Origin of the sequence: Rahnella contaminans, from assembly GCF_011065485.1 — a bacterium.
GTDB lineage: Bacteria > Pseudomonadota > Gammaproteobacteria > Enterobacterales > Enterobacteriaceae > Rahnella > Rahnella contaminans.
Genome location: NZ_JAADJS010000001.1, coordinates 1,056,512 through 1,081,897, shown reverse-complemented (window position 1 = coordinate 1,081,897; position 25,386 = coordinate 1,056,512). Strand labels below are relative to the sequence as shown.

18 protein-coding genes are annotated in these 25,386 nt (G+C 54.4%); 16 read left to right on the top strand and 2 right to left on the bottom strand.

Annotated features, from left to right (window positions below; genetic code table 11):
- Window positions 1-20 precede the first annotated feature (20 nt).
- From GW579_RS04755 to GW579_RS04745, 3 genes are all read left to right on the top strand, one after another.
- Complete coding sequence (locus tag GW579_RS04755; RefSeq protein ID WP_165057844.1) at window positions 21-1,598, top strand: ABC transporter substrate-binding protein; 1,578 nt, start codon at window positions 21-23, stop codon at window positions 1,596-1,598.
- Window positions 1,599-1,779: 181 nt separating this feature from the next.
- Window positions 1,780-2,427, top strand: coding sequence for a DUF998 domain-containing protein (locus GW579_RS04750; RefSeq protein WP_165057843.1), 648 nt, complete (start codon window positions 1,780-1,782; stop codon window positions 2,425-2,427).
- 72 nt (window positions 2,428-2,499) lie between these two features.
- A complete protein-coding gene (locus GW579_RS04745) occupies window positions 2,500-4,203 on the top strand; it encodes a chloride channel protein (protein ID WP_152327012.1) in 1,704 nt (567 codons plus the stop codon).
- A 12-nt stretch (window positions 4,204-4,215) separates the two neighbouring features.
- Here the strand turns inward: GW579_RS04745 and GW579_RS04740 are convergent, their stop codons facing one another.
- Complete coding sequence (locus tag GW579_RS04740; protein ID WP_152327013.1) at window positions 4,216-5,235, bottom strand: transporter; 1,020 nt, start codon at window positions 5,233-5,235, stop codon at window positions 4,216-4,218.
- Between the two features lie 384 nt (window positions 5,236-5,619).
- Here GW579_RS04740 and GW579_RS04735 point away from each other — a divergent pair, with 384 nt between their 5' ends.
- From GW579_RS04735 to GW579_RS04710, 6 genes are all read left to right on the top strand, one after another.
- On the top strand, window positions 5,620-9,384 hold the full coding sequence (locus tag GW579_RS04735) for a nitrate reductase subunit alpha (protein WP_165057841.1): 3,765 nt from the start codon (window positions 5,620-5,622) through the stop codon (window positions 9,382-9,384).
- Window positions 9,381-10,916: a nitrate reductase subunit beta gene (narH, locus tag GW579_RS04730; protein WP_152327015.1), complete on the top strand. Its 1,536-nt coding sequence runs from the start codon at window positions 9,381-9,383 to the stop codon at window positions 10,914-10,916. The genes GW579_RS04735 and narH overlap by 4 nt, the downstream gene beginning before the upstream one ends.
- Complete coding sequence (gene narJ, locus GW579_RS04725; protein WP_165057839.1) at window positions 10,916-11,638, top strand: nitrate reductase molybdenum cofactor assembly chaperone; 723 nt, start codon at window positions 10,916-10,918, stop codon at window positions 11,636-11,638. The genes narH and narJ overlap by 1 nt, the downstream gene beginning before the upstream one ends.
- Window positions 11,635-12,315: a respiratory nitrate reductase subunit gamma gene (narI, locus tag GW579_RS04720; protein WP_165057837.1), complete on the top strand. Its 681-nt coding sequence runs from the start codon at window positions 11,635-11,637 to the stop codon at window positions 12,313-12,315. The genes narJ and narI overlap by 4 nt, the downstream gene beginning before the upstream one ends.
- Before the next feature lie 95 nt (window positions 12,316-12,410).
- Window positions 12,411-12,650 (top strand): hypothetical protein, encoded by a 240-nt coding sequence (locus tag GW579_RS04715; protein WP_152327018.1) that lies wholly within the window; start codon window positions 12,411-12,413, stop codon window positions 12,648-12,650.
- A gap of 169 nt (window positions 12,651-12,819) precedes the next feature.
- Window positions 12,820-13,692 carry a D-amino-acid transaminase gene (locus GW579_RS04710; RefSeq protein ID WP_152327019.1) on the top strand — a complete coding sequence of 291 codons (873 nt, stop codon included), beginning with the start codon at window positions 12,820-12,822 and terminating at the stop codon, window positions 13,690-13,692.
- A 468-nt stretch (window positions 13,693-14,160) separates the two neighbouring features.
- On the opposite strand, the gene GW579_RS04705 is transcribed toward GW579_RS04710, so the two are convergent.
- The gene (locus GW579_RS04705) at window positions 14,161-14,865 is read right to left on the bottom strand and encodes a DUF2461 domain-containing protein (RefSeq protein ID WP_165057835.1); all 705 of its coding nucleotides are present in this window, start codon (window positions 14,863-14,865) and stop codon (window positions 14,161-14,163) included.
- A 205-nt stretch (window positions 14,866-15,070) separates the two neighbouring features.
- On the opposite strand from GW579_RS04705, the gene GW579_RS04700 reads away from it, so the two are divergent.
- The 7 genes from GW579_RS04700 to GW579_RS04670 all read left to right on the top strand — a co-directional run bounded on the left by GW579_RS04700 (window position 15,071) and on the right by GW579_RS04670 (window position 25,382).
- Window positions 15,071-16,783: an ABC transporter ATP-binding protein gene (locus GW579_RS04700; protein WP_165058716.1), complete on the top strand. Its 1,713-nt coding sequence runs from the start codon at window positions 15,071-15,073 to the stop codon at window positions 16,781-16,783.
- Between the two features lie 769 nt (window positions 16,784-17,552).
- Window positions 17,553-18,632, top strand: a complete 1,080-nt coding sequence (locus GW579_RS04695) for a porin (protein ID WP_276529189.1) — start codon at window positions 17,553-17,555, stop codon at window positions 18,630-18,632.
- Window positions 18,633-18,928: 296 nt separating this feature from the next.
- A complete protein-coding gene (gene dgcN / locus GW579_RS04690) occupies window positions 18,929-19,939 on the top strand; it encodes an N-acetyltransferase DgcN (RefSeq protein WP_152327022.1) in 1,011 nt (336 codons plus the stop codon).
- The gene (gene dgcA, locus GW579_RS04685; RefSeq protein ID WP_165057833.1) at window positions 19,939-20,904 is read left to right on the top strand and encodes an N-acetyl-D-Glu racemase DgcA; all 966 of its coding nucleotides are present in this window, start codon (window positions 19,939-19,941) and stop codon (window positions 20,902-20,904) included. The genes dgcN and dgcA overlap by 1 nt, the downstream gene beginning before the upstream one ends.
- A gap of 28 nt (window positions 20,905-20,932) precedes the next feature.
- On the top strand, window positions 20,933-22,810 hold the full coding sequence (locus tag GW579_RS04680; RefSeq protein ID WP_206738754.1) for an ABC transporter ATP-binding protein: 1,878 nt from the start codon (window positions 20,933-20,935) through the stop codon (window positions 22,808-22,810).
- Window positions 22,811-22,849: 39 nt separating this feature from the next.
- Window positions 22,850-24,394, top strand: coding sequence for a glutathione ABC transporter substrate-binding protein (locus GW579_RS04675; RefSeq protein ID WP_165057831.1), 1,545 nt, complete (start codon window positions 22,850-22,852; stop codon window positions 24,392-24,394).
- Between the two features lie 67 nt (window positions 24,395-24,461).
- Complete coding sequence (locus tag GW579_RS04670; RefSeq protein ID WP_152327025.1) at window positions 24,462-25,382, top strand: ABC transporter permease subunit; 921 nt, start codon at window positions 24,462-24,464, stop codon at window positions 25,380-25,382.
- Window positions 25,383-25,386 lie beyond the last annotated feature (4 nt).

The following is a 25,386-nucleotide window of genomic DNA, read 5'->3' as shown; positions in this document are numbered from 1 at the left end:
ACCTGTGGAGATCGACCTCAATGAAAGTACGTGTTCCTTCCCTGTTATTCCTGCTGATGATGGCCGTGACCCGCGTGGATGCGGCGACGCCAAAAGATACACTGGTCGTCGCAGGTTCGCTCGAAGGCATTATCAGTCTGGATCCGGCGGAAAGTTTTGAAACCGTCAGTTCCGGCAATCTGGTAAACCTTTATCAGCAACTGGTGCAATCCGACCGGCAGCATCCCGATAAGCTCGACCCGGACGCCGCTGCCAGCTGGCAGCCGGGGCCGGACGCGCACAGTCTGATCTTCACCCTCAAGCCTGGCCAGAAATTTTCCAGCGGCAATCCGGTGACGGCCGACGATGTGATTTATTCGTTTACCCGCGTGGTGAAACTCAATAAAAGCCCGTCGTTTATTCTCGGTGAACTGGGCTGGACGCCGGATAACGTGGACGGCAATCTGAAAAAAATTGCTGACGACAAAGTGCAGCTTAGCTGGCCGGCCGATATCGGCAGCGGGCTGGTGCTGAGCATTCTGTCCGCGCCGGTCGCCGGGATTGTGGACAGCAAATTGCTGAAAGAGCATGTCGATCAGAATGATTTCGGTAACAGCTGGCTGCGTTCACGCTCTGCGGGCAGCGGCGCGTTTGAAGTGCGTAACTATGTGCCGCACGAAGCGCTGATTTTCAAACGTAACCCGAACGCTAAACCGCTGGCGAAGATTGAGAATGTGCTGTTTAAAAACGTGGGCGACCCGTCAACGCGCCGTCTGCTGGTGCTGAACGGCGATGCGGACGTGGCTTACGATTTGGGTGCTGACCAGTTCAGCTCGCTGCAAAAAGAGAAGGGCGTTCACGTTGCGCAATTCCCGGCGGCCAAAGTGTTCTATCTGGCGTTTAACGCTGGCGATACCACGCAACCGGCGCTGGCAAACCCTGCGCTGTGGGAAGCAGCGCGCTGGCTGGTCGATTATCAGGGGATTTCTACCGACCTGCTGAAAGGCCAGTACGGTATTCATCAGACCTTCCTGCCGGACGGTCTGGCGGGCGCGATTGACGATCAGCCCTATAAATACGATGTCGCCAAAGCCAAAGCGATTCTGAGCAAAGGCGGGATTGCGCCGGGCACCAAAATCGATTTAATCGTGATCAATCAGCCACCGTATTCTGATATTGCGCAGGCATTGCAGGCCAGTTTCGCTAAAGCGGATATCAATTTAGTGGTGCATCCGCTGGTGGAAAGCGACGTGCTTACCCGCATGCGCGCACACAAATTCCAGTCGATCTTCACTTACTGGGGCGCGGATTACCTCGACCCGAACACTAACGCCAGCACCTTCGCCTATAACGTGCCAAACGGCCCGAAAACGCTGGCGCAACGCATTCAGTGGGTGATCCCGGAAATCAGTAAACAAACGCGCGCAGCCGCGGCGGAATCTGATCCGACCAAACGTAAAGCGCTGTACGCCGATTTACAACGCGAACTGCAAAAAAACTCGCCGTTTGTGGTGGCGCTGCAAAGCAAATTGCTGGTGGCAATACGCGATAACGTGAAAGGTGCAAGCCAGAACGTGGCGGGCAGCCAGTTGTATCTGGATACGGTGACGAAGGAATAAGGGGCTTTATGAACCCGTATTCCTGAGTATTGTGAAAATTTAGGTTTCGCACGAACGGTGATTACTCCGCAACAGTGACCGAAACTGCCCAAAGGAGGAAAGTGCTTTTCCTCCTTTGGATCCCTCCACGCCCGACTTTTTTTGTCCTACTATTACCTCACATCCCATCACTAAGACCTCCATGCAGACTCAATCTACTCGGCAAAAAACCGGTGCGGTGTGCTTCGCCCTCGGCGGTATTCTGTATTTACTGGCGGAAAAAATCAGTTCCACGGGCTGGCGGGATCCTTCCTATTCCTATCTGCATAATTACATCAGCGATTTGGGTATTACCTCGTGTGGCATGACGCCAGACGGCCGCGACATTTGCTCACCGCTGCATAACGTGATGAACGCGGGTTTCGCGGCCGAAGGCATTCTGTTCTTTATAGCCTGCTGGCTGCTACGCCCGTTATTCAGCTGTCCGGGTCGCAACGTATTTCTCTTATCCGGTCTGCTGCATGCTATCGGCGGTGTGCTGATTGCGCTGTTCCACAGCGGTGGCAGTACGGGCGGCGTGACGGTTCATCAGGCGGGCGCGGTGCTGGCGATTGCGGGCGGCAATGTGTGTTTGCTGTCGGCGGGCTGGATGAAACGTCGCCGCACAGGATGGCGGGCATTTTCACTTTTCAGCCTGGCGCTGGGCTGTACCGGGCTGGTCAGTATGGTGACAATCTCGTCCGGCATTCTGCCTACCGGTCTCGTCGAGCGGATGTCCGTTTATCCCATCACGTTTTGGCAGATACTCACCGGGTTCTGGATCCTGACGTCCAGAAAGCAAAGTGCGTGAAAACCAAAAATTTCACCGTTTCGTTGTAAATTGATACTCTTACCCCGCCAATGTTCAGACCACTGAGACCCTATGAGCCTGAAAGCCCTCAATCCTGAATCCCTGCAAAAGAGCGACCTGATTAATTTGCTGATTGCCATACCCGCCGGGATCGTCGCCGCGCTGGTGACTATTGCGTTTCGTGGGGCGATTTCCGGCATCAACGGTCTGATGTTCACCGACGGCAGCGATATCACCAAAGCGTTCAGCGAATACCCGCGAATAGTCTGGCCGGTGATCACCACGGCGGGCGGCGTGATTGCCGGATTCATTTTGCTGTGGGCGCTGCGCCACGAAAGCAGGCACGGCAAGATGCCGGATTATCTGGACGTTATCGATCAGCGTTTACCAGGGATCCCGGTGGTGAGTACCGTGCTGCGCGGGCTGTCGTCGCTGGCCAGTATCGCCAGCGGCGGTTCTATCGGGCGGGAAGGCGCGATGGTGCAGCTTTCTGCGCTGAGCGGCAGTCTGCTCGGGCGGTTCTCGCGTTTTCAGGGCGTTCATCAGTCAGATATTATCGCGATGGCCGCGGCGGGCGGGCTGGCGGCGGTCTATCACGCGCCGTTTGCCGGTGCGCTGTTTGTCGCGGAAATCGCCTTTGGCGTGACCGCCGTTCAGCGGCTGATCCCGCTGTTTATTTCGGCGTCAGTTGCGGTGCTCACGGTCAGATCACTGACGGATTACGCGCCGCTCTATCTCTATTCCTCTGTTTCTTTCAGTCCGTCTTTGGGGGCGATTTTCACCGTGCTGTTTATCGGTGTGGCGACGGGCATTCTCGGGCCATTATTCATCTCGTCTATCGATAAAGTCCGTCAGTGGATGAAACCCATTTCGCATCCGGCGCTGCGGCTCGGGCTGGGTGGCCTGGGCGTCGGGCTGGTGGCGATGATCTCGCCGCTGGTGCTCGGCAACGGTTTTGAAGTGATTGATTTAATACTCAATAACGGCGATTTACAGACGCCGCTGCTGGTGCTGCTGATTCTGAAAATCGTGGCGACGGCGATCACCATCGGTTCCGGTGCGGTCGGCGGTTTGTTTACGCCCTCGCTGCTGATCGGCGCGGCGGGCGGGGCGCTGGTGTGTACTTTTCTGCAATGGCTGGGGTTTGATCCCGGTCCGGTCGGGCTGTATGCCGCCATCGGCATGAGCGCACTGCTGGCGGCGACCAGCCATGCGCCGCTGATGTCGATCATGATGGCGTTTGAAATGACGCTCAACAGTTCGCTGTTATTCCCGCTGATGCTGGCGACGGCGATTTCGTATGTGGTCGCCTCGCGCCTGAAAGTGGGTGGAACCTATCCGGTGCTGGCGCGACACAACGCGCGCTTCGCCGCAAAAAATGCGTTTGAATACAGCACGGTGGCCTCGCTGATTACGCCGTGCTCAAAAATGTACGTTGACGCCACGCTTTCGGAAGTGGTGAGTGAAGGGCTGAAACAGCGCACGCGGTATGTGTACGTGGTGGACAGGGAGGAACGCTTTCTCGGGGTGGTGCCGACCAACGTGGTCGCCAGCGGGATTATTGACGGCAGCCTGAAAGCCGGCAGCGCGATTGACCCGTTTATCGAACAGGAATTTACCACACTCTTTCAGCACGCCAGCTACGAACAGGCCTGGGCAATGTTCAGCAATTCACCGCTCGAACGCCTGCCGGTGCTGGAAAACGCCGAATCACGCCGTTTGCTGGGCGTGATCACCAAAGCGGCTTTGCTCAGTAAAGCCAAAGACTTTCTGTAACCGCGCCATCCACTAGCCGTCGTCGCGGCGTTTAAACGCGTACCAGCCCGCCAGAAGGGTGAATAACCCGACAATCACCACCAAAAGGATAAAACCGTGGTGATTGCCAGCGAGCGGAATTCCTCCCACGTTCATGCCGAAAAAGCCCGCCACAATGTTGATGGGCAACGCCAGCACGGTAATGACGGTCAGCACGTACAGCGTGCGGTTGCTTTGCTCCATCTGGCGCGAAGTGATCTCTTCCTGAAGCAGGCGGATACGTTCGGTCAGCGCAATCAGATCATTGAGCACAACGGAAAACTCTTCGGCAAACTGGCGTAAATCCTGCACCACGACTGGCGCAATCCAGGCCGGAGGGCGATTGAGCAGGCGGAAAAGCGCCGTCGGTTCCGGGGCGAGTAAACGCTGGAAACGCAAAAGCATCCGCCGTAAACGCCCCAGATTGGCGCGGTTCTTTTTGACGTGATGGCTCAGCAGGCGCTCTTCGATGGTGTCCACGTACTGATTGGCGCGACGGACAATCTGCTCAAGCAAATCCTCCTGTTCTTGCAGCAGATGCACCAGCAGCGCCGTCGGCGTGGTGATGTTCAGATGCTCCAGGCGTTTGAATAACTGCTCGATCAGCCGCACCGGTTTGTGGCGCGCGGTAACCACCAGTTGCTGATGACAACTCAGCCACAGCGTCGAGACTTCATCACTGGCTTCATCCGGGCGAAAAATGACGTCGTTGAGCACCGCCAGTAACGTGTCATCGAGCCTTTCGATGCGCGTACTGCGCGAACCTTCACGGATTTCTTCAAAGAAAACCTCGCCGACGCCGAAATGCTTCTTCAGCCATTTTTCGGACATGGCGTGATTAAGATTAACGTGGATCCAGACGAATCCCTGATCGTGGCAGATCTGCTGATAAGCTTCCTGAACCTGCTGCGAGGAAACGCGTTCAGCGGGGCGGTGTGGGCGAAAAACGAAGCCGTAAATCATTCCGGTGACTTCATCGTTGAAATTAAGAACGGCGGGTTTTTCTGTCTGCATTAAGGGTTTCTGGTAGCCAAAACGGGTCGCTCCATTACGCCAGACATCGGCGTAAATACAATATCCTCCTGCGTGATTTCACAATACTGTCACATTCAGACTCCCTTACCCCCAATTTTCCTCCTGAGGGCTTCTTCCTCTCATTTTTGCTCTTCTTATGAAATTATTATTTATTAATCATATGGTTATGTGTAATGAATTTTATACCTCTTTAGGAGTATCTGGCGTTATGTAAATAAATACATGACGCGAAGGCGTTGATCGCAATCAAGTAGGCGCGCGTGTGGGGTGCATACCCTGAGGCCAACGTGAGCAATGAAGTTGTATTCCCCGCCATTCACATAATGACAAAGCGCCACAGGCCTTTGCACAGGAGAGTCCCGGATGAGCAAGTTTCTTGACCGGTTTCGCTATTTCAAACAGCTAGCTGAACCTTTCGCTGACGGCCATGGCCAGACGCTGAATACCAATCGTGACTGGGAAGACGGCTACCGCAGCCGCTGGCAGCACGACAAAGTGGTCCGTTCCACGCACGGTGTTAACTGCACCGGTTCATGCAGCTGGAAGATTTACGTCAAAAACGGTCTGGTTACCTGGGAAACCCAGCAGACCGACTATCCGCGCACCCGTCCGGACTTGCCGAACCACGAGCCGCGCGGTTGCCCGCGTGGTGCCAGTTATTCCTGGTATCTCTACAGCGCAAACCGCCTGAAATATCCGCTGATGCGCAAAAAGCTGATCCAGTTATGGCGTGAAGCCAAACTGAAACACAGCGATCCGGTCGATGCCTGGGCTTCGATTATTAATCAGCCGGAGAAAGCCAAAGAATATAAAGCCGCACGTGGTCGCGGCGGTTTTGTCCGTTCGAGCTGGCAGGAAGTGAATGAACTGATTGCGGCCTCTAACGTTTATACCGCCAAGACTTTCGGGCCAGACCGTATTATCGGTTTCTCGCCCATTCCGGCGATGTCGATGGTGTCTTACGCGTCCGGCGCACGCTATCTGTCGCTGATTGGCGGCGTGTGTCTGAGTTTTTACGACTGGTATTGCGATTTGCCACCGGCTTCTCCGCAAACCTGGGGCGAGCAGACCGACGTGCCGGAATCGGCTGACTGGTACAACTCTTCTTATATTATCGCCTGGGGTTCGAACGTTCCGCAGACCCGAACGCCGGACGCCCATTTCTTTACCGAAGTGCGCTACAAAGGCACTAAAACCGTTGCGATCACGCCGGATTACGCCGAAATCGCCAAGATTTGCGATCAGTGGCTGGCACCGAAACAAGGCACCGACAGCGCGCTGGCGCTGGCAATGGGCCATGTGATCCTCAAATCCTTCCATATCGATAATCCGAGCCAGTACTTCACCGACTACGTGCGTCGTTACACCGATATGCCGATGCTGGTGATGCTTGAACCGCGTGAAGACGGTTCGTATGCCGCAGGCCGAATGCTGCGTGCGTCTGATCTGGTGGACAACCTTGGTCAGGAAAATAACCCGCAGTGGAAAACCATCGCCTTTGACGAAAACACTGGCGAGCTGGTGTCTCCGTTAGGTTCCATCGGTTACCGCTGGGGCGAAAAGGGCCAGTGGAATCTGGAATCACGCGAAGGGAAAGATCATAAAGACGTCAGTCTGCAACTGAGCCTGCTTGATAATCACGATGAAGTTGTGAACGTCGGTTATCCGTACTTCGGCGGCGCGGTCAGCGAGCATTTCAGCAGCGTGGCGCTGGATGAAGTTCTGATGCACAAACTGCCGGTCAAACGCCTGCAACTGGCCGACGGCAGCACCGGTCTGGTCGCCAGTGTTTACGACCTGACGCTGGCGAACTACGGCATTGAACGCGGCCTGAATGATGAAAACTGCGCGCAAAGCTTTGACGAAATTAAAGCCTATACGCCAGCCTGGGCCGAGAAAATCACCGGCGTTTCGCAGCAGAACATCGTGCGTATTGCTAACGAATTTGCTGATAACGCCAACAAAACGCATGGCCGTTCGATGATCATCGTCGGCGCCGGGATGAACCACTGGTATCACCTCGACATGAACTACCGCGGCCTGATCAACATGCTGATCTTCTGCGGCTGTGTGGGGCAGAGCGGTGGTGGCTGGGCTCACTACGTCGGACAGGAAAAACTGCGTCCGCAAACCGGCTGGCAGCCGCTGGCGTTTGGCCTTGACTGGCAGCGTCCGCCACGCCACATGAACAGCACCTCGTTCTTCTATAACCATTCCAGCCAGTGGCGTTATGAAACCGTCGCGCCGCAGGAACTGTTATCCCCGCTGGCGGATAAATCCAAATTCACCGGCAGCATGATTGATTTCAACGTGCGCGCCGAACGTATGGGCTGGTTGCCGTCTGCGCCGCAGCTCAACGTTAACCCGCTGCACATCGCGGAACAGGCGAAAGCCGCCGGTCAGTCTCCGGCAGATTTCACCGTCGCAGCCCTGAAAGACGGCAGCGTGCGTTTCGCCGCGGAACAACCGGACAACCCGCAGAACTTCCCGCGTAACCTGTTCGTCTGGCGCTCCAACCTGCTGGGTTCTTCCGGTAAAGGCCACGAGTACATGCTGAAATATCTGCTGGGCACCGAACACGGTATTCAGGGAGAAGATTTGGGCATTCAGGGCGGCGTGATGCCGGAAGAAGTCGAATGGCAGGCGCAGGGCGGTGAAGGCAAACTGGATCTGGTCGTGACGCTTGATTTCCGTATGTCCAGCACCTGTCTGTATTCCGACATCGTTCTGCCGACCGCGACCTGGTATGAAAAAGACGACATGAATACATCGGACATGCATCCGTTTATTCACCCGCTGTCTGCCGCTGTGGATCCGGCGTGGGATTCGAAAAGCGACTGGGAAATCTACAAAGGCATTGCCAGAGAATTCTCACGGGTTTGCGTCGGGCATCTTGGCGTGGAAACCGATGTGGTGACGTTGCCAATCCAGCACGATTCTGCAGCAGAACTGGCGCAGCCGCTGGGCGTGGAAGACTGGAAAAAGGGCGAATGCGACCTGATCCCGGGACGCACCGCGCCGCATCTGATGACCGTTGAACGTGATTATCCGAATACCTATGAACGTTTCACCTCAGTCGGGCCATTGCTGGAAAAACTCGGTAACGGCGGTAAAGGCATCAGCTGGAACACTGACAGCGAAGTCGATTTACTGAAAAAGCTGAACTACACCAAGCCGGATGGCACCGCCAAAGGCCAGCCGATGATCAACTCCGCGATTGATGCGGCGGAAGTCATCCTGACGCTGGCACCGGAAACCAACGGTCAGGTGGCGGTGAAAGCCTGGGCGGCGCTGAGTGAAAATACCGGCCGCGACCATACGCATCTGGCGCTCAATAAAGAAGACGAGAAAATCCGTTTCCGCGATATTCAGGCTCAGCCGCGCAAAATCATCTCAAGCCCGACGTGGTCAGGTCTGGAAGACGAACACGTTTCTTACAACGCCTGTTACACCAACGTGCATGAGCTGATCCCGTGGCGCACGCTGTCTGGCCGTCAGCAGCTTTATCAGGATCACGCGTGGATGCGTGCTTTCGGTGAAAGCCTGCTGGTGTACCGTCCGCCAATCGACACCCGCGCGGCGCAGCCGTTGCTGAATGCGAAGCCAAACGGCAACCCGGAGATGGCGCTGAACTTCCTGACGCCACACCAGAAATGGGGCATTCACTCCACCTACAGCGACAACCTGCTGATGCTGACCTTAGGTCGCGGCGGCCCGATTGTCTGGCTCAGTGAAGACGATGCCACAAAACTGGGCATTGAAGATAACGACTGGATCGAAGCCTTCAACGCCAACGGTTCTCTGAGCGCCCGCGCGGTGGTCAGCCAGCGCGTACCGGCGGGGATGACCATGATGTATCACGCGCAGGAACGCATCGTGAATATTCCGGGCTCAGAAATCAGCCAGCAGCGCGGCGGTATTCACAACTCGGTGACCCGCGTGTGCCCGAAACCGACCCACATGATCGGCGGTTACGCGCAGCTGTCTTACGGTTTCAACTATTACGGCACCGTCGGTTCTAACCGTGATGAGTTCGTGATTGTCCGCAAAATGAACCGCATCGACTGGTTAGATGATGAAGGTAACGACTACGTGCAGGGCGTGGCGTCACAGGAGAAAGCCAAATGAAAATTCGTTCACAAGTCGGCATGGTGCTGAATCTCGACAAATGCATTGGCTGCCACACCTGTTCCGTGACCTGTAAAAACGTCTGGACCAGCCGCGAAGGGATGGAATACGCGTGGTTCAATAACGTGGAAACCAAACCGGGTCTGGGTTATCCGCACGACTGGGAAAATCAGGAAAAATGGAAGGGCGGCTGGATCCGCAAAATCAACGGCAAACTGCAGCCGCGCATGGGTAACAAAGCCAATCTGCTGCATAAAATCTTCGCTAACCCGCACATGCCGGAAATCGATGATTACTACGAACCGTTTGATTTTGATTATCAGCATCTGCACACCGCGAAAGACGGCAAACATCAGCCGGTAGCCCGTCCGCGCTCGCTGCTGACCGGCAAACGCATGAAGAAAATTACCGGTGGCCCGAACTGGGAAGACGATCTGGGCACGGAGTTCAGCAAACGTTCTGCCGATCAGAACTTCGCCAATATGCAAAAAGAGATGTACGGCGAGTTTGAAAACACTTTCATGGCATACCTGCCGCGTCTGTGCGAACACTGCCTGAATCCGGCGTGTGTGGCGACCTGTCCGAGCGGTGCGATTTATAAACGCGGCGAAGACGGCATCGTACTGATCGACCAGGACAAATGCCGCGGCTGGCGTATGTGCCTGACCGGTTGTCCGTACAAGAAAATCTACTTCAACTGGAAAAGCGGCAAGTCAGAAAAATGTATTTTCTGCTATCCGCGCATCGAAGCCGGCCAGCCAACGGTCTGTTCCGAAACCTGCGTGGGTCGTATCCGCTATCTCGGCGTGGTGTTGTATGACGCCGACCGTATCGCCGAAGCGGCATCAGTCGAAAACGATAAAGACTTGTACGAAAGCCAGATGAGCATCTTCCTCGATCCGAACGACCCGGAAGTGATCGCGCAGGCTGAAAAGGACGGCATTCCGCTTTCTGTGATGGACGCTGCGCGTCAGTCGCCGGTTTACAAAATGGCGATTGAATGGAAGCTGGCGCTGCCGCTGCATCCTGAATACCGCACGCTGCCAATGGTCTGGTACGTGCCGCCGCTGTCTCCGATTCAGTCCGCAGCCGACGCCGGTGCTTTGCCGCACAGCGGCGTGTTGCCGGATGTCGAGAGCCTGCGCATTCCGGTGCAATATCTGGCGAACCTGCTGACCGCGGGCGACACCGCGCCGGTGCTGCGTGCGCTGAAACGTATGCTGGCGATGCGTCACTTCAAACGTGCTGAAACGGTGGAAGGCGTAACGGACACCAGCGCGCTGGAACAGGTCGGGTTGTCTGCAGCGCAGGCCGAAGAAATGTACCGCTATCTGGCGATTGCCAACTACGAAGACCGTTTCGTGGTGCCTTCCAGCCACCGTGAACAGGCCCGGGAAGCGTTTCCGGAAGCCAAAGGCTGTGGTTTCAGCTTCGGAGACGGTTGTCACGGCAGCGATACCAAATTCAACCTGTTCAACAGCAAACGCATTGATGCCATCGACATCGGCGCGAAAACAGAAAGGAAAGGCTAATGAACAGTTTACGCATCATCGGCCTGCTGCTCGATTATCCGTCTGAAGATCTCTGGAACCATAAGATGGAGCTTCTCGAGGCGGTCACACAGTCAGCAGAACTGAACTCAGAGCAGCGCCTGGATCTGGCGCTGTACATCACGGATTTCTGCCAGAAAGATTTACTCGACGCGCAGTCGGCGTACACCGGTTTGTTTGACCGTGGCCGCGCGACATCGCTGCTGCTGTTTGAACACGTTCACGGCGAATCCCGTGACCGCGGGCAGGCCATGGTCGATCTGATGGAGCAATACCGTGAAGCCGGGCTGGAAATCGACAGCCGCGAGCTGCCGGATTACCTGCCGCTGTATCTGGAATACCTCACCACGCGTGATGAAGCTCAGGCGCGCGAAGGGTTGCGGGATATCGCGCCTATTCTGGCCTTGCTCAGTGCCCGTTTGCAGGAACGCGACAGCCATTACGCCGAACTGTTTGATTTGCTGCTGGCGCTGTCCGGCAGTGATATCGCCACCGAAACCGTGCGCGAAGGGATCAAACAGGAAGCCCGTGATGACACACCGGCTGCGCTGGACGCGGTCTGGGAAGAGGAACAAATCAAATTCCTCGGTGAGCAAAGTTGTGCGTCGGGTGAAGAAGCCGCGCATCAGAAACGCTTTGCCGGTGCGGTTGCACCACAGTATCTGAACCTTGATGAAATGCCTGCGGGGGAACCACGCAAATGACCGACTTCCTCAACAACTTCTTTTTCAATATTTACCCGTACCTGTGCGGCACGGTGTTTCTGGTCGGCAGCTGGCTGCGTTACGACTACGGCCAGTACAGCTGGCGCGCTGGTTCCAGTCAGATCCTTGAGAAAAAGATCCTGCGCATCGCTTCGCCGCTGTTCCACGTCGGTATTCTCGGCATTATCGCCGGTCATGCCTTCGGGATGCTGACGCCGCACTGGATGTACGAATCCTTCCTGCCGGTGCCGGTAAAACAGCAAATGGCGATGATTGCCGGGGGTGCCTGCGGGGTGATGACGCTGGTCGGTGGCGGTATGTTGCTGTGGCGTCGTCTGAGCAACGAGCGCGTGCGTGCCACGTCCAGCTTTGGTGACATCATGATTATCGCGCTGCTGGTTATCCAGTGTGCCCTGGGATTGAGTACTATTCCGTTCTCTGCGCAGCATATGGACGGCAGCGAAATGATGAAACTGGTCGGCTGGGCGCAGTCTGTGGTGACTTTCCACGGCGGTGCGGCAGCCCATCTGGATGGCGTGGCGTTAATCTTCCGCGTGCATCTGGTGCTTGGGATGACCTTATTCCTGCTGTTTCCGTTCTGCCGTCTGGTGCATATCTGGAGCGCGCCGGTGGAATATCTTACCCGTCGCTACCAGCTGGTTCGCAACCGCCGCTGAAAACCGGCTGAAGTTGTGAGCAGTCTGTTTTGACATAAAAATCAGGGGCGCTATTATGCGCCCTTATCATTATTTTTTTGCTCAAGGACGCACTGATGGCCACTCCAAGACAACCTATGACTGTCGCCCGTCGTTTATTACGCAACAGCCTGATTTTACTGGTAATCGGCGTTGTCGCCACGCTTCACGGCCTGATTGTGGGCAGCCCTGAAACCCCGCCGGGTGAAATGGCACCGCAGCTGATGCTCGGCATCTGGTTCATCTTTATTGGTGTGGTGATGGCGCTGATCAGCTGGCTTGTGATCCGCAATAAAAAGAAGAAAGGCGAAATGTGACACCTTCGGGTGACTTTCTGAAAAGCGCTCAACGGAGCGCTTTTTTTATGCGCCGGACACCAGAAACCTGCGTTACGTCAACATCGCCTGCTCAGTTTTCACGCAGTTTATTCCTGTGACTCAGGTAAGCTAATAAAAATCCTATTTCAATTTGGCCAGGAAAAATAACATGACCAGAACGGTATACCTCAACGGGGAGTTTGTTGCCGAGCAGGATGCGAAGGTGTCTGTCTTTGATCGCGGTTTCTTATTTGCGGATGCGGTGTATGAAGTGAGCGCCGTCCTGAACGGCCGGTTGCTGGATAACGCCGCGCATCTCGCCCGGCTGGCGCGTTCGTGTCAGGCGCTGGATCTGCGGCTACCTTGCGCACCAGAAGAAATCGAAATCCTGCAAAACCGGCTTATCGCCGAAAATAATTTGCGCGAAGGGGCGGTTTATCTGCAAATAAGCCGTGGCAACAGCGGCGACCGTGACTTTGATTTTCCCGGCGAAACTGTCAGCCCGACTTTCCTGATGTTCACGCAGGCCCGTCCGCTGATTCATCACCCGAAATCCCAAACCGGCATCCGTATGGTTTCCGTGGATGACATCCGCTGGCAGCGTCGTGACATTAAAACCGTCGGTTTGTTAGCTCCGTGCCTCGCCAAAGAGTACGCGCATAAACACGATGCGGACGACGCGCTGCTGGTCGAAAACGGTCTGATCACCGAAGCCAGTTCCAGCAATGCCTGGATCGTCGATGCCGGGGGCACGCTCATCACCCGTCCGCTGAGCACCCATATCCTGCACGGGATCACGCGTCAGGCGCTGCTCGAACTGGCGAAACAAAACGATCTGCGATTCGAAGAACGTCCGTTCACGCTGGAAGAGGCGCAGTCTGCGCGGGAGATTTTCATCAGTTCGGCCACCACCTTTATCTGGCCGGTGGTGAGCCTGAACGGGAAGGCGATCGGAGATGGGAAACCGGGGGATATTACCGCGAAATTGCGGGAGATATATGTTCGGATGGCGGTTGAGGTAACCGGGGGAGTTGGGCGTTAAATTCAACTTCAACTTCAACTTCAACTTCAACTTCAACTTCAAGGTCGTGGGCGTTGGCGTCGGCGTCGGCCCACACCGACCAAAGACCCGTTAACGCGCGGGTCTCTGGACTCTGCGCTTTTTTAACTGTGTGCTATCGCCAGGTCGACGGACGTGTTCTGTTATTCCGGCGTGTGGCGCGAAATCTTGCCGCTGCGCGGTGCCTTCTCTACGGGCTTCGAGCCTTGCGGACTCGAACCCTCGGTCAGCAAAAATTTCTGAGCGCGCCAGATTGCCTTTTCTAAAAGATTAAGGCCAGCCTGATTTTGAATTTAAATAAGCCTCTGGTCGCTTTCGGCGCGAAAAGCCATGTGATCACCGCTCGTGAGAAACCGAAATTTTCTCGATCCCGATTAAGCCTTCACCGCAAGTGAAAAACTGAAACGTTCTCACTCCGTTGGGCCCGTTTGGGCGGCGAGCCCATGAACATCACTCTTCCCCCAAGGGCAGTTGATTCCTCTTCATTCCCTCGATCCCGATCAGCATCTGATACAACGGCGCTATGCGCAGAAAATCACCCCTTAAAATCCCCACCAGTTCACTGCTCAACACCGGCTCCATATCCCTATGGGAACTCATCAGCGCAAAGGATTTTTTGTTGTACCAGGCCGCCAGCGCCGGATCCTGATCTTTAATCAGCGGGCGTTTATAACTGTCGCCTTCGATGGTGAAATTCGGCTCGATGCATTTCGCCATTTCCAGAAACTCTGCGGGCTTTTTCAGAAGCTGCTGGCGGAAAAGGTCCATCGTGGTTTTTGACGCGCTGTAATAACCCAACCCGTAACGCCACCAGTCCTGACCGAATTCAAAGAAGTACACCGGCGCATCGGTCCAGTTTTTGCGGGAACGCTTGAAGGTCAGCCACAAATTGCAGCGGTAGACTGACTTATCGTGAGAGAAACGCGTATCGCGGTGCATTCTGGAAATGGTTTTGCCAATCGCCGGACGCGTTTCAAACAAATCATCAATGATGACCATATCCTGACTCAAATCTTCGACCAGCTTGCGCATCGGTTCGAGAAGATGTTCCTGATAAATATCACGATTTTCGTCAAACCACTCTTTATTGTTGTTCTGGCGAAGCGCCTGCAGGAAGTTCAGGCCAGACTGCGTGAAACCGGTAAATTCTCCCATGACGTGCCCTTATTCTTTCGCAATGATTGTTTACTGTGTATTTAAACAGTATCCCCGATTTTTGTAACCAGATCAAAAGAGAATGCCGGTTTGCCTGGAACGCGTCTCACACGCAGGCACATAAAATTCTCTGATTGATAACAATTTTCATCTAGACTGGTCGCTTCGCCTTTACAGGCTGGTAATCTTAATTAGAGGATGCATGATGCTCCGCCGTTTTTTCTCTTATTACGCGCCTTATAAAAAACTGTTCTTCCTCGACTTCGGATGCGCAATCCTCGCCGGATTGCTGGAACTGGGTTTTCCGATGGCGATCAAAACTTTCATTGATAAGCTTCTGCCTGCTCATGATTGGGTGCTGATCATCGGCGCGACAGTCGGCTTGTTGCTGATCTACCTGTTTAACACCGCGCTGATGGCGATTGTGAACTACTGGGGCCACGCGCTGGGCGTCGGGATTGAAACTGACATGCGCCGCCAGGCTTTCAGCCATTTACAGAAACTCTCTTTCCGTTATTACGACAATACCAAAACTGGCCATATCATTACGCATGTGACCAAAGATCTGGAAGAGGTCGGGGAAGTCGCGCACCACGGGCCGGAAGACGTGTTTATTGCGGTGATGACTTTCATTGGTGCCTTTATTCTGATGGCTACCGTGCATATGCAACTGGCGCTGATGACCATCATTATTGTGCCCGCGATGACCTGGATGGTCAGCCGTTACGGGGCGCAAATGACAGAAACCTGGCGGCGGCTGTTCGGGCAGGTGGGGAATTTCAACGCCCGTATAGAAGAAAGCATCGGCGGTATCCGCGTGGTGAAAGCCTTCGCCAACGAAGAACATGAGCAAAAACTGTTCGCACATGACAACGATAAATACCGGACGACGAAGCTGAAAGCCTATCAGATCATGACTGCCAGCCTGACGCTGAGTTATCTGAGTACGCGTCTGGTCCAGCTGATCGTGATGGTCGCGGGCACCTGGTACGTGATCAATGACCAGCTGACTTACGGCGGTTTCGTGGGTTTCCTGCTGCTGGTGGAAGTGTTCTTCCGCCCGGTGGCGAAAATCAGCTCGGTTCTGGAAAGCTACCCGAAAGGCATTGCCGGTTTTAAACGCTTCACGCAGCTGATCGATACGGCGCCGGATATCGTTGATCGTCCGGACGCGCAGGTCGTCAGCCATCTGCGCGGCGACATTCATTATGACAATGTGGTGTTCGGTTATACGCCTGCCAGCAAAATTCTGAACGGGATCACGCTGTCGATTAATGCCGGTGAAACGCTGGCGTTTGTCGGGCCGTCCGGTGCAGGGAAAACCACGATGTGCTCGCTGCTCCCTCGTTTCTATGAAATTGACAGCGGCAGCATCACGATCGATGGCATCGACATCCGTGATATGACGCAAACCTCGCTGCGCCACAACATCGGCATTGTGCAGCAGGACGTCTTCCTGTTTGGCGGCACAATCCGTGAGAATATTGCTTATGGCAAGCTGGATGCCAGCGAAGAAGAAATCCATCTGGCCGCCAGCCGTGCGCGCCTTGATGATGTGATTGACGCGCTGCCGCTGGGGATGGACACGGTGATCGGTGAGCGGGGTGTTAAACTGTCAGGCGGCCAGAAACAGCGGCTTTCCATTGCCCGCATCTTCCTCAAGAATCCGCCGATCCTGATCCTGGATGAAGCGACCTCTGCGCTGGATACCGCAACTGAACAGGCCATTCAGCAATCGCTGGCCGAGCTTTCCGAAGGGCGAACCACGCTGGTCATCGCGCACCGCCTGGCGACGATCCAGAATGCCGACCGCATTATCGTGGTCGACAAAGAAGGCATCGTCGAGCAGGGCACACACGAATCTCTGCTGTCCCTCCGGGGGCGCTATGCACAACTTCACGCCGCGCAGTTTCGTTAATTAGCGGCCCCCTCCTTTATAGAGAGGAGGGGGCAAAGAGGTATTACTCATCCTCTGTTGTAAAAACCTGCAAATTCCTCCTCCCTTGAGACGACTTCCCTTCGCAGCAAAACAATATTCACAATTTACAAAGCCCGTTTTGAATAAAAAAAGCACAATACGGTCACGAAGGAATACACATTTTTGTTCAATTCAATCACCCGCGAAATTATTTTTAGATTCAATTTGGCTTTATTTCTCTCAGGTCATTTATTAAAAGTTCGAATGCAGATGAAATTGCGTAGTACAAAAATCTTATGGTCGCATTTTCTATTTATTTGCTAATGAACTTATCAATAAAATAATTACCACGCTATGCACTATTTAAATGCACTACTCATTTTCCTATTGTGAATTCATTAACGATTGTTAACAGTAAAAAACCTTTTGAGAAAGGTGATCCCGCTTGCAACTGCTTTACAAAAGTAAACCTTAAGTGCACCAAAATAAGGCGCAGCACCATAATGGTGCAAAATGTTATGCGAAAACCGCATATAATCAGGGGGTTAGAGACTTATAATAGAAATGTTTAGTTACATATCTTTACTCAAAAAAGACTTAGTGTGGCGAACTTTTTCATTTTAACTTTTTGTGCTCAGTGTTAAGGTTCAAATCGTTTTACAGACAGACGCATTTAAAAACATGTACAAATACTCAGAGCCCGATATTCAGATATTTAAATAAAGCGGGCATGAGAAATCCTTTATAAAAAATCAAGGAATCTTAAATAATGATGAAGCGCAGTGTGTTGGCCTTAGCGGTCTCTTTAATTGCAGTGGGAACTACCGCAAACGCAACCGAAATTTATAACAAAGATGGTAATAAACTGGACCTTTACGGTCGCGTAACCGCTAAGCATTATTTCTCTGATGACGCTGGTTCTGATGGCGACATGACTTATGTTCGTCTGGGCTTTAAAGGCGAAACACAAATTAATGACACACTGACCGGTTATGGCCAGTGGGAATATAACGTTCAGGCTAACCATGCTGAAAGCCAGGGCACGACCGGTACTAAAACCCGTCTGGGCTTTGCAGGTCTGAAAGTTAAAGATTTCGGTTCTATCGACTTCGGCCGTAACTACGGTGTGGTTTATGACGCACTGGGCTTCACCGATATGCTGCCAGAGTTTGGTGGTGATACTGCTAACTCCGACAACTTCATGGTTGGCCGTGCTAACAGCCTCGCAACTTACCGTAACCAGGACTTCTTCGGTCTGGTGACTGGCCTGAACGTGGCCCTGCAATATCAGGCGAAGAACGAAAACGATGGCCGTGCTAACAACAAAGGCAACGGCGACGGTTACGGCGCATCTATCGATTATGAAGATATCGCAGGTTCCGGTATCGGTGCTGTTATCGCAGGTTCTTCTTCTGACCGTACCAATGGCCAGACTAACTCTCAAATCGGTGGCGGCGATAAAGCTTCTGCATGGGCGACTGGCCTGAAATACGATGCAAACCAGGTTTACCTGGCAGCAATGTATAACGAAACCCGCAACCAGGCGCCGATCACTGTTAACGGCACTGCCGGCTATGCAAACAAAACTCAGGGTTATGAGTTAGTTGCACAGTACCAGTTCGAAAATGGTCTGCGTCCGTCAATCGGTTACGTTCAGTCTAAAGCGAAAGATGTTGGGGGCGTGGGCGATGCTGACCTGGTCAAATACTTCGAAATCGGTGCGACTTACTACTTCAACAAAAACATGTACACCTATGTTGACTACATGATCAACCAGATCGATGACAACAACAAACTGGGCGTAAGCTCTGACGACATCGTTGCTGTTGCACTGACTTACCGCTTCTAAGTTAGTGAACAAAATTATTACCCCATTCTGTGTCTGAAAAAGGTAATCGCAAAGGCAGAGTTCATTGGCTCTGCCTTTTTTTATTGCTGTTTTTCCGTGAATTCCCCGTACTCAGTTTATTTTTCCTCTCTCCCTGTACGTCATAAATAACCCCATAAATTCAATAAACTGAGCCCTATAGCCTGAGGTTATACCCCAGCGCTAAACAAGTATTCGCCGGGTTGTGTCGCCCGTGGAATAGTGACCTCCGGCCTGACTTAAAACACATTCTAAAATTCATTTCCGGAGAAACTGACATGCAGCAAATACCCAAGCCTTATCTGTTATTCCTGGGCGATGTGATGGATCCGCTGGCGGCGAAAACGGCGCGCGGGATACACGTCTGGCGCCCTGAAGCGTGCGTCGGGCAAATTCGTCTGGCGACTGACTCTGTCTCCCTCGGGCTGCCGGATCTGGATATCGACACAGCGGTGGCGCAGGGCGCAAAAACCATGGTGCTGGGTACGGCGAATTCGGGCGGTAAATTACCGGCGCACTGGATTGATTCCATTAAAACGGCGATCCGCGCCGGGCTGAACGTGGCGAACGGTTTGCATCAGGGGCTGAACGATATTCCTGAGCTGGTGGAACTGGCCGCTGAGCATAACGTGCAGCTGTTCGATGTTCGCCATATGCAGCCTGAGCTGGATACCGGTACCGGTAAGAAGCGCAGCGGTAAACGTATTCTGACCGTCGGCACGGACTGTTCCGTCGGCAAAATGTATACCTCGCTGGCGCTCGAATCTGCCATGCGTGAGCTGGATTTGAAAGCCGATTTCCGCGCAACCGGCCAGACCGGCGTGCTGGTGGCCGGTGCGGGTATTGCGATTGATGCTGTGATTGCTGACTTTATTTCCGGTGCGGTTGAAGCGCTGGCACCCGCCAATGACGACGATCACTGGGACATCATTGAAGGGCAGGGTTCGCTTTATCATCCGTCATTTGCCGGCGTCAGCATGGGCCTGATCCACGGCGCGCAGGCGCATTTGCTGGTGATGTGTCATGAACTTGGCCGCCCGCACATGCGCCATCTGCCGCATCAGTTTATGCCGACGCTGCGCCAGTGCCTGGACACCAATCTGGCGGCGGCCAGCCTCACCAGCCCGGACGTCAGAATTGCCGGTTTCTCGCTGAACACGTCTGCCGTGAGTGAAGAAGAAGCCAAAATCGCGCTGGCCGAAATCAGTGAAGAATTCGGCGTTCCGGCGACCGATCCGGTGCGTTTCGGCATCAAAAACATCGCGCAATGGATCAGGGATAACGGCTGATGACTCAGATGACTTTCCTGTCAGCCGAACTGCCGCTGGCTAAGCCTTTTGCGATTTCACGCGGCACCCGCACCGCGGTGACGGTAGTACGTGTGACCCTGACGGACGGTGAATTTACCGCAACCGGCGAATGCACGCCCACCGCGCATTATCAGGAATCCCCGCAAAGCGTTTGCGAACAGCTGGATTTGATCCGTCCGCGGGTTGAAGAGGGGCTGACCCGTGAAGCGTTGCAGGAAGTGATGCCGATCGGCTCGGCGCGCAATGCCCTCGACTGTGCAATGTGGCGTCTGGATGCGGCAAAACAGGGCAAAACCTTGTGGCAACTGCTTGATATGCCGAAGCCTGTTTCGGTGATTACGGCAGAAACGCTGAGCCTGGATTCTCTGGAAAACATGGCGAAAGCGGCCGGGATTGCCGTGGCCGGTGGCGCGCAGTTGCTGAAAATCAAACTCGATCGTGAGCAGATTATCGAGAAAGTGGCGGCTATCCGCGCCGCAGCACCGCTGGCGACGCTGGTCGTGGATGCCAACGAAGCCTGGCAGGGTTTAGATCTCGGCAGCCTGTTTCAGGCACTGCACGAATTTAACGTGGCGATGATTGAACAACCGCTTCCGGCAGGCAATGACAAAGATCTGGTGCGTTGTTTGCATCCCATTCCTGTCTGCGCCGACGAAAGCTGTCACGAACTTTCGGATATCGCCGGTCTGCGCGACCGTTACGAGATGATCAACATCAAACTCGATAAGTGCGGCGGGCTGACCGAAGCGCTGGCGATGACCGAAGAAGCCCGCCGTCTGGGGTTGCGGATTATGGTCGGGTGCATGCTCGGTTCTTCTATTGCCATGGAAGCCGCGCTGCCGGTGGCGGTTCAGGCCGAACGTGTCGATCTGGATGGCCCGATCTGGCTGGCGCAGGACGCTGAACCGGCATTGCGCTACGAGAACGGCGAAGTCTGGTTGTAATTTTGCCCTTATTTAAAGGAGACGTTTTTTGATTAATGAACAGCCATCGCCAATCTTGCAGATTAACGATTTGTCGGTCACGTTTTCCGGCCGTCAGGGCAAAACTCAGGCGCTGAAGGGCGTTTCCTTTTCTATTAATAAAGGTGAAGTCGTCGCCGTGGTCGGCGAAAGCGGCTCCGGTAAATCTGTCACGTCGCTCAGCGTGATGGGGCTGTTGCCGGATTCCGCCCATATCAACGGCGGCAGCGTGAATTTTTTCGGGCGCGACGGCACACGCCACGCGCTCAATTCCCTTTCGGCAGAATCGCGGCGCAAACTGCGTGGCCGCGAAATGTCGATGATCTTTCAGGAACCGATGACGTCGCTCAACCCGGTATTACGGGTCGGCGATCAGCTCACGGAAGGGCTGATTGACCACGGGATGGCGACCAAAGCCAATGCACTGACCAAAGCCCGCGAACTGCTTAAACAGGTGCGTATCCCCGACGTTGAACGCATTCTCAAATGTTATCCCCACGAACTTTCCGGCGGTATGCGTCAGCGCGTCATGATTGCGCAGGCGCTGGCCTGCGATCCGGCATTGCTGATTGCCGACGAACCCACCACTGCGCTGGATGTCACCGTGCAGGCGCGCATTCTGCAAATTCTGCGTGACCTGCAACAGGGCACCGACATGTCTGTCCTCTTTATTACGCATGATATGGGCGTTGTCGCCGAAATTGCCGACCGCGTGGTAGTGATGTATCAGGGCAACGTGGTGGAACAGGGCAGCGTGACCGAAATTTTTGCCCATGCGCAGCACCCTTATACCCGCGCGCTGCTGGCCGCCGTGCCGAAACTGGGCGACATGCGCGGGCTCAAATGGCCTCGCCGTTTTCCGCTGCTCAGCGCGCCTAAAAATGATGCGAATAAGCAATCGATTGCAGGTGATGGAGCTCACGTTTCAGTCGCCGACGGCGATCAGAAAACCGCGAATTACGACGCGCCGCCGCTGCTGGATGTGTGCGGGCTGCGGGTCTGCTATCCGATCCGTTCCGGCGTGCTGTCGCGTGTGACCAAAGAAGTTCACGCCGTTGAGCAAATTGATTTTTCAATCTGGCCGGGCGAAACGCTGGCTCTGGTCGGCGAAAGTGGCTGTGGAAAATCCACCACCGGGCGAGCGATTTTGCGTCTGGTCGGCAGCGAATCTGAAAGCATTCATCTGGAAGGCAAAGAAATCACGCTGATGCGCGACACGCCGTTTCAGGCCGTCCGCCGTCAGATCCAGATGGTGTTTCAGGATCCCTATGCCTCGCTGAACCCGCGTCTGACCGTCGGTTTTTCTATTGCGGAGCCTTTATTACTGCACGGCCTGAAAAAATCACTGGCAGATGCCACGCCGGTGGTAAATCAGCTGCTGAAAAGCGTCGGGCTGGATCCCTCTTTTGCGCGCCGCTATCCCCATGAATTCTCCGGCGGCCAGCGGCAGCGTATTGCCATCGCGCGCGCGATGGCGTTGCAGCCGCAGGTAATTATTGCTGACGAAGCGGTGTCGGCGCTGGATGTTTCTATTCAGGCGCAGGTGGTGAATCTGATGATGGATTTACAGCGCGACACCGGCGTGGCGTGGCTGTTTATCTCGCACGATATGGCAGTGGTGGAACGCATCGCCAACCGGGTTGCGGTGATGTACAGCGGGCAGATTGTGGAGATTGGTCCGCGAGATGCTGTGTTTGGCAATCCTCAACATTCATACACCCGTCGCCTGCTCAGTTCGGTGCCGGTGGCGGATCCGACGCAGCGTGCATTGCGCAATTTTGATGATGTAGAAGTGAAATCGCCGGTGCATCCGGCCGGTGTACAGATAGAAAAACTCAGGTACAGCCAGGTTTCGCCGCACCACTGGGTGGCTGAACAACAGGCATAACGTTAATTTTTTCTTTTTTGGAATACACAGGAGAAGTTCATGCACTCAACGTTCCTACGTAAAAGCCTGCTGGCCGCAGGGCTGGCGCTGTGTTTTGCCGCCTCTGCACAGGCGAAAGATCTGCGCATTTCCATGTATGCCGACGTGACCGGTTTTGACCCGCACGACACCACGGATACGCTGAGTTATTCCATTCAGAGCGGCATTTTTGAACGTCTGTTCCAGTTCGATAACAAAATGGCCGTCGTGCCGGTGCTGGCGACCGATTACACCAGTAACAGCGACGCCACAGAATTTACTATTAACCTGCGTCACGACGTGACCTTCCAGGATGGCACGCCGTTTAACGCCGATGCGGTGAAAGCAAACCTCGATCGCCTGGCGAATCCGGCCAATCATCTTAAGCGTAACTCTCTGTTCAGCATGATTAAATCGGTAGATGTGGTCAGTCCGTATCAGGTCAAAATCACGCTGAATAAACCGTTCGGCGCGATGATCAACACGCTGGCGCACCCGTCTGCGGTGATGCACAGCCCGGCATCGCTGAAACAGTATCCGAATGAGCAGGATCTGAGCGTGCATCCGGTCGGTACCGGTCCGTTTAAATTTGTCGAATGGCAGCAGGGCAAAGACGTCAAACTGGTGAAATACGATAACTACTGGCAGAAAGGCTGGCCGAAAGTCGATTCCGTGACGCTTTACCCGACGCCGGAAGATTCCACGCAGGTAGCAAAACTGAAATCGGGCGGCGTGGATGCGGTGTATCCGCTGCCGTCTGATCTGGTGGAAACCGTGAAAAGTGATCCTAAACTCGATATCGCGCAGGATCCGGGCATCTACCTGTATTACATCGCCTTCAACACGCAGAAAAAAGAGTTCTCTGACGTGCGCGTCCGTCAGGCGATTAACTACGCCATCGACCGTAATCTCTGGCTGAAAGTAGGCTTCGCCGGTTTAGGTTCGCCGTCCACGTCGCCGCTGCCGAAAAACGTTCAGTTCTACCAGAAGCAAACTACGCCGGATTACAGCTACAACATCGCCAAAGCAAAAGAGCTGATGAAAGAAGCCGGGTATGAAAAGGGCTTCGACGTGGAAATGTGGAGTTCCAACAAGACCGACCGTATCCGCAGTGCGCAGTTCCTGAAACAGCAACTCTCACTGATTGGCGTGCGTGTGAAACTGGTGCCGATGGACGCCGGAACCCTGACACAGCGTCTGTGGAGTACGCCGAAACCGGCAGATGCGAAAGTTGAAATGTATTACGGCGCATGGTCGGCCTCGACGGGTGATGCTGACTGGGCGCTGCGTCCGCTGTTCGCGACCGAATCGTGGATCCCGTCGGCGTACAACGTGTCGTACTACAGCAATAAACAGGTCGATGCGGCGATCACCGCCGGGCTGCAAACCGCCGACGTTGAAAAACGTAAAGCGGCCTATGCCGATGCGCAGAAACTGCTGTGGGCCGATGCGCCGATGGCGTATCTGGGCGTACCGGACAATCTGGTCGGTAAGAGCAAAGCGTTGTCCGGCGTCTACATGCTGGCCGACGGTTCTCTGATTTTCAATCAGGCACAGTTTAAGTAACAGAGGTGCTGTTTTACTCCCTCCTTTTTATCGGGAGGGAGTTTACTGAATTCAGGGAATCACTTTTATGCTGACCTATTTTCTCCGCCGGATATTGGAAATGATCCCCGTTTTACTGGTGGTGTCGTTACTGGTTTTCGGCTTTATCAAGCTGCTGCCGGGGGATCCTGCGCGTATTTACGCCGGTCAGGATGCGCCGATTGAGGCGGTTGAGTCAGCGCGGCAACTGCTTGGTCTGAACGATCCGTTGCCTGCGCAGTACTGGCACTGGCTGAACGGCATGATACATGGCGATCTGGGCACGACATACCGCACGCGTCAGCCGGTGTTAAGCGTGATTGAAAGCGGATTTATGCCCACGCTGCTGCTGGCGCTGGCGGGTTTCGCCTGGTCGGTAGTTTTGGGGCTGGTGATTGGCGTGGTCTCGGCGCTGAAACGCGGCAAATGGCAGGACTGGGCGCTGATGAGTATGGCGGTCGGCGGGATTTCCATGCCGCCGTTCTGGCTCGGATTGCTGCTGATTCAGTTTGTTGCCATGCCGTTTGGGCTGTTTGCCGTCAGTGGGTTTAACCAGCCAACTGACATCATTTTACCGGCGATTACGCTTGGTTCTTCGGTCGCAGCGGTCATGGCGCGTTTCACCCGTTCGGCGTTTCTCGATGTCGCGCAGGAAGATTACGTACGTACTGCCAACGCCAAAGGCTTACGGGCGCGGCGGGTGACCTGGAAACACATCATGCGCAATGCGCTGATCCCGATACTCACCATGCTCGGCTTGCAGTTTGGCTTCCTGCTGGGCGGTTCGATTATTGTCGAAAGCGTCTTCAGCTGGCCAGGGTTGGGCTGGTTACTGATCGAATCCATCAAAACGCAGGATCAGCCGGTTATTCAGGCGCTGGTGATGCTGTTTGTGTTTGAATTTATTCTGATTAATCTGCTGGTGGACCTGCTTTATGCGGTGGTTAACCCGGCGATTCGTCTGCGCTAGGAGC